Raw genomic sequence first — 6,046 nt, forward strand, 5'->3', positions numbered from 1 at the left:
GCAACTCGCGGCGACCCTCCGCCACACCGTCGGCGCCGAGAACCCGTCCACCATCGCTGTCACAGCCTGACCATATGATCCATCAGGAGGCCGCCATCAGATTCCACGGCCGTCGGGTCATCCTCCGCCGATGTCCTCATCTGCGCCACCTACAACGCTCGAAAGGTGTTCGAGGCCTGGCTTCGATGCCGCGTCGCCCTACTGCTCCACCGCGCGGATGAAGTTCGTCCCCACCGACAACCCGAGGACGTAGCGCCCGTGCTAGGCAGCATCGGCGCCTGCGCGGCTGATCGCGACAGCGAATGCGGTGCTGCCGACGATCGCGCCGATGGCGATCGCCGACCCGCACGCAACACTCCCGCCCGAACTCGCGGCCGCTTCTGACCCGCCGCCAGTGCGCGGTCGGGCGACACGCGACGTCTCGACAGGTCGCGGGATTCGGCCTGCTTCCAGCCGTTTCCGTCGCGTTCGGACACTAGGCTGGACCAGTGCCTAAACCCACCACCCTCAGGACCGATGGCAAAGGATCGCGTTAGCCGCCTGCTCGACGAGATCGAGCAGGCGTCCGCAGACACCTCGATCTCTCTCGCCGACGCGCTGAGGAAGTGCGTGATCCTCGGTGGCCGCGCCGGTTCGACGCAACTGCGCGACTGGGCCACGCGAGAGCTCAAGGGGTACGGCACCCCCGACGAGCTCCCCGAGTACCGTAAGCAAGGCGCGGTGCTGATGGTCGAGGCCTTCAAGGGCGGTCCGTTCACGGGGGTTGCGAAGGTGACTCAGCAAATCGGCCCACACCAGCTCCCTGACCCTGCCGACAAGCACATCGGCGAGGAGGTGCCGCTCGTGGGCGGCATCGGCGAACTCGAGAGCTACAGGGTGCAGGCGAAGGCGAACAACGGGTCGATCCGGCTCTCGATCCCGCACGCGGCGATGGCCGTACAGCTCATGAACCACGAGCTGCAAGTGCCGGGCCAACAGATAACCGGGCTCTTCTGGGAGCTCAGCGAGTCGGGAATCGCCGGCGTGCTCGACCACGTTCGAACGATCCTCGCAGAGCTCGTCGCGGAGATACGGGCTGGCCTACCCGATGACGAGTCGATTCCATCTCCGGCCCTGGCGGACCAGGCTGTTAACGTCGCAGTGCACGGAGCGAAGCGCGTGAACATCAACACGGCGCAGGCAGCAGGTCCCGGCAGCCATACGGTGACCGCGACGCAAGGAAGTCCGGAGGGCCGGTCGCTGTGGGCAAAGATCGGCGCTGCCGTCGTGGGCGTTGCCACGGTCGGAGGCGTGGTAGTCGCCGTCCTTCAGTGGCAGGGCTGGGGGTTCTAGCGCCCTGCGCGAACAGCGGTACATGAATCCTGGCTGCGACCGCTGTTGGTGGGCTGGCAGCGGTCATTGGCCGCAGCAGCCCGACGGTTCAGCGACGCGCGGCCTGCCGGCCGTGGCTACGGGAGGTCGAAGAGCTGGCGGAGTTGCCCGTTCGTGATGCGCGTGTCCTCGAAGAGGACGGTCGCACGGACGCCGCGCTTCGGGCCGTCCTTGCCGCGGCGGGGCAGGGTGAGCGCGATGAAGTCGAGGCCGAGCTGGTCGAGGTCGATGCCTGCGCGCGCGGCGGCCGCCGGGTCGAGGTTGATCCTGCCGGTCTCGAGTTCGTAGTCGATCCCGGTGCGGCTGACGTCGGCAGCGAGCCCCCGCAGGACGCCCGAGCCGCGCTCCACTTGGCGCTTCTCGGCCTTCTCGCGGATCTTCTTGAGCACGTCTTCGAACTCCGGCTCGGCGCGGTAGATCTCGCCGGGCGGGGACATCGAGACCCAACGGTCGAGGCCGGTGTTGGTGTCCTCGACCCGCGTGAACTCGATCGTGGTCGTGATCTCGCCGCGCTGGTGCTCGTATGTCCACATGGCGCCGGCGACGGTCTCGTCGAGGTTCCCGAGGTCAGTCGTGAGCCGGGTAAGCACGTCGCGGCCCGTGTCGAGGATCATCTTCTCGAGCAGTTCGGTGTCGATCGGGATCCCGTGCGCGACGACGTCGACGCTCGCATTGTACGCGTACGGGATGTCGGCGTACTTCAGCGTATCGACGACATCGTCGAGCCAGTCCTTCCGCCACTGCCAGCTGCGCGGGCTGTATACCTCGACGGTCGCGGTGAAGTCGTTGGCGACGATCTCCAGATCGGGGTTGCGGCCGTTTCCGGCCTGCCCTTTCGAGACGGCGAGGCTTCGGGTGAGGAAGTGGTCGGCGAGGAGGGCTTCCTGGAGGTACGAGCCGAAGTGGCCGCGCAGGTTCGCGTTGCGGAGCTCCTTCAGCTTCAGCCCGCCGGCAGCCGCGGCGTCGATCCCGCGCAGCGACTCCCGGAGGTGCGGGTAGTGCGGATTCGCGAGCAGCCGGTAGAGCGCCCGGTCGGTGAGACGCATCCCATCGAACACGGCCGACGGCCGGCCTTCCGCGCGAGGATCGCGAAGCAGTGCAGCGAGCGCCGGCAGCACACCGAGGACGCGCGCGACACGTTCAGGATCAAAGACGAACATCGCCATGACTCCATTCTGGGGCGTGCGCGTGCTGGCGCTTCGCGAAGCGAGCGTGCTCTAGTCGAGCGCAGGCGTGAACCACTCGACGATCGCGGCGACTTCGTCGGTGATCACGGCGGCGAGCGCGTTGATCGGCGCCTCAATGCCTTCGAGCGCGACCGCGAGCCGGAGGTTCAGCTCGATCTGGAAGTTGTCGCCGTCGGTGTCGATCATGGCGTCGAGCAGGACGCGTTCTCCCTCGACGATCCCGGGGTTCTGGGCGAGCCTGCGGATCGCCAGCATCGAGGTGCCGCTGACGCGCGCCTGCGAGCCGGCGATCTCCGTCGCGGCGGTGTGCAGGAGCCGGTGCTTGTCGCGGTTCGAGACGTCCGCGAGCACGGCGAGCGGGTGGTAGGCGGCGTCAGCGCCGTCGCTGAACGGCTGCAGCCCGCGGAAGACGGGCAGCGACCATGCGGGTGCGCCGGGCAGCCGCGTCTGTTCCTGACCTGCGTAGCGCGCCTCGTCGACGATGATCGGGAACTGCGTCCAGCGCGGATCGTCGTCGCCGGTCTCGCGCCGTACGAGCTCGTACACGGTGTAGTCGAGCGCGGCGCGGACGTTCTGCGCCCAGTCGCCGACGATCAGCCCCAGCTCGGCCGGCGGCTCGTTACTCGTGGTCGCGATCCACTGGATGTGGCGAGTCACGCCATCCCGGTCGTGCTGTTCCCGGATCTGGATCGGCTGCGTCCGGAGGTACGCGTCGATCCGGCCTTCGAGGTCGTCGAGGTGCACCCGAGCTCGACTGAGCTTCGCGCGAGCGCCGTCGAGGGGATGCGGCATCCGAGGATCGTACGACTGGGGACCGGCAGGCTCACGTGGGCGATGCCGGCTCCCTCCGGTAAGCAGCACCTGCTTCTTGCTGCGCGCGTCCGGAGGCGTTGCTCTCGACCTGATGGACGCGCGCTGTGAGGTAGCGGTCCTCGACGAGCTGCCCGAGGTTGAACCTCACCCCAGTCGGGCGACTTATCGATCGTTGATGATCGTGTACCTCAGCTGCGTGCCGCGTGCTCGCTCCGCAGATCAGGTTCAGAGGCGGGTTCTCGCCGGGTCGAGAGGCGCTGGCGACGGCGAGAGATAGCCTGTGCTCGTGTCGTCAGAACTGGCACCGCTCCCGGTTGCGCGTCGGCTCCTGCCAGTGCCGATCGTCGTCGATGCCGACGTTCTCCTGCGGAACGTCGACTACGCGTTGCGGCAGGGCTGGACCGGGGCACTGATCGACAGCGCCAGCAGCGACTACACACTGTTCACCGGTGTCGTCCTCTTTGCCACTGATCGCGTGCTCGAGGAGGTCGAGCGGAACCTGCCGAAGGTCGCTCGTCGTCGTGGCGTTGGACTTGCTGAGGCCGTCGCGCTCTGGAACGAGGTGTTTCTTCCGCGCGTCCGTATCATCGACTTCGACGAGCGACTGGTTGATGATCCGCGCGTCAATGGCGTTCGTGCTCTTCATGCGAACGACGCGCCGACCGCGGCGCTCGCCGTGGCGCTCGCACCGTGCGTGCTCCTGACCGACAACCGCGAGCACTTCCTGCCGCTAGGTCTCCCAGATCGACCGACCGACGAGATCGCCCTCGATCTGCACCAGCTGAGCCAGGTCGTCGCTGGCAGCAACGGCGCGGTCATGATCACCGGGCTCACTGGCACCGCTGTTATCGAGGGTTCAAAGAAGGTCATCTCGAAGATCGGCAAGGACGGCGCGATCCTCGTCGGCCTGGTCCTCCTTGGACTGATCTACGCCTTTTGGCGCAGCGATCGGGGCGGCCGCTTCCGGCAGGTGATGAGGGATATGGCGCTTGAGGTCGGGCCACCGCTCCTTCAGGCCGTCGAGACAGGCGTGGCCCTGACCGAGAAGGTCTCGGCACTAGCGATCGAGGCCGCCGAAGAAGCGTCCCCAGCTCTGTCGGCGGTTGCGCAACGCTTGGCCGTGAGGCAGACGACGATGACGACGTCGGAGATCGTGACTCTGCTTCGGGAGGAGGGATACGTCTTCTCGAAGGATGGGAGCTACGCGACGTTCGTCCGCGCCTGGTTGGTCAAGGGCCCCTGCTTCCACGAGATCCGACGCGGGCACTGGACGCTCGGCTATCACGCATCCCCAATGGACCTGCATGGAGCTGACGACCGACCGGCGCTTGCGGGTCCGCGCCAGTAGCCTCACCAACGTGCTGCTGACGCACGAACACAAGGGAATGTGGTCGCTAGCCGATCAGCCCGATCAACTTCGCCCCGGGACGCTCACCGTCACGAAGGGCAAGGCCGAACTGGAGGTGCTCGGTCACTTCGGCCCTGCCCTGATCCCCGGCCCCGGTGAGAGCCGCCGCATCTTCGACTTCGGGGACACCGGAGAGCCACGCCGCATCGTCGGCCTCACTGCGATGAAGGAAAGCATCACCCTTGAAGGCGCACGCGTCGGATCGTTTCCAGGCGACATCAGCACGTATGACCCACCCTGGGTTCTCGTTGGCAAAGCCTTCGGCGTCGATGAGGTGGTCGCCTTCGACGAGATGGTTGTCGAGCTGACCGATCTCGATGCCTGGACGAGGCGATCTGGCTTCGCCCATCCGAAGCACGACGCTGATCTTCCCGAGGATCGCCTCGCAGGATTATTCGACATCGAGTTCAGCCGACCCGAGTCGATCGAAGCCGAGCTCGACGGTGGCGAACGAGCCTCGATTGAATTCGAGGTTCGTCACAGCGGCTGGAAACCTGTCCCCACGAGTGTGACGGTCTCACAGACGGCGCTCTTCACGCTGCGGTTCGCCGAACCTCACAGCCTCGGTGCGCTCGCGCGTCGAGTCGGCCAGCTACGGAACTTCTTCAGCCTTGCGGTTGGACGCCCTGTCTCTGTCATCTCCGTCACCGCGCATCAGCACGACTACCGACGCGCCGAGACGAATCAAGCACTGCCGATCAGGCTGCTCTGGGAGATCCCGCACAACCCGGAGCCGCCTGAGAACGAACGACACCCGATCAAGATGGCGTTCACATTGGCGGAGCTACCGAACGGCCTCGCTGAGTCGTTGAACGCATGGTTCGGGATGCAGGAGCGTTTCCGCCCAGTCTTCGACCTTTACTTTGGGATGCGCTACCACCCAGACGTGTTCGGAGAACTGCGCTTCCTCGCCCATGCACAGGCAATAGAGAGCTACGACCGGAGACGGCGAAGCACAGGCTCGGCGATTGACCAGCGATTGCGTGCCACGCTCAAGCAGTGTCCGAAGGTGAGAGCGAACCTTCTAAGGGCTGCGGGCGTGGATCTCGGCGAGTTCCTCACAGCTTTCGAGGACTCGCGCAACTACTACACGCACTACACGACCGACCCGAGGCAGAACTCGCAAGCGAGGCGCGGCGTGGCCACGTCCCGTCAAGTGGTGTACGACGTTGACTGCGTCATCCTCGCTTGACGTTTATGCGGCTGCGGCGATGGCGATCACCTCCTTGGGTTCGTCGGCCGGCGGCTCGGTGCGCGCTTTGGCGAT

5 protein-coding genes are annotated in these 6,046 nt (G+C 66.1%); 3 read left to right on the top strand and 2 right to left on the bottom strand.

Going from position 1 to position 6,046, the window contains the following annotated elements; genetic code table 11:
- Positions 1-516: 516 nt before the first annotated feature.
- A complete protein-coding gene (locus Gocc_RS15335) occupies positions 517-1,332 on the top strand; it encodes an AbiTii domain-containing protein (RefSeq protein WP_114797455.1) in 816 nt (271 codons plus the stop codon).
- Positions 1,333-1,448: 116 nt separating this feature from the next.
- Here Gocc_RS15335 and Gocc_RS15340 read toward each other — a convergent pair whose 3' ends face one another.
- Together Gocc_RS15340 and Gocc_RS15345 are read right to left on the bottom strand one after the other, a co-directional pair.
- The gene (locus Gocc_RS15340; protein ID WP_114797456.1) at positions 1,449-2,537 is read right to left on the bottom strand and encodes a hypothetical protein; all 1,089 of its coding nucleotides are present in this window, start codon (positions 2,535-2,537) and stop codon (positions 1,449-1,451) included.
- A gap of 51 nt (positions 2,538-2,588) precedes the next feature.
- Positions 2,589-3,350 (bottom strand): hypothetical protein, encoded by a 762-nt coding sequence (locus Gocc_RS15345; RefSeq protein ID WP_114797457.1) that lies wholly within the window; start codon positions 3,348-3,350, stop codon positions 2,589-2,591.
- A 355-nt stretch (positions 3,351-3,705) separates the two neighbouring features.
- Between Gocc_RS15345 and Gocc_RS15350 the strand changes: the two genes are divergently transcribed.
- Both Gocc_RS15350 and Gocc_RS15355 read left to right on the top strand, forming a co-directional pair.
- The gene (locus tag Gocc_RS15350; protein WP_114797458.1) at positions 3,706-4,719 is read left to right on the top strand and encodes a PIN domain-containing protein; all 1,014 of its coding nucleotides are present in this window, start codon (positions 3,706-3,708) and stop codon (positions 4,717-4,719) included.
- Positions 4,676-5,971 carry an ApeA N-terminal domain 1-containing protein gene (locus Gocc_RS15355; protein WP_114797459.1) on the top strand — a complete coding sequence of 432 codons (1,296 nt, stop codon included), beginning with the start codon at positions 4,676-4,678 and terminating at the stop codon, positions 5,969-5,971. Before Gocc_RS15350 ends, Gocc_RS15355 begins: the two co-directional genes overlap by 44 nt.
- Positions 5,972-6,046: the final 75 nt, after the last annotated feature.

This window comes from Gaiella occulta (assembly GCF_003351045.1).
In the GTDB taxonomy this organism is placed as follows: Bacteria; Actinomycetota; Thermoleophilia; order Gaiellales; family Gaiellaceae; genus Gaiella; species Gaiella occulta.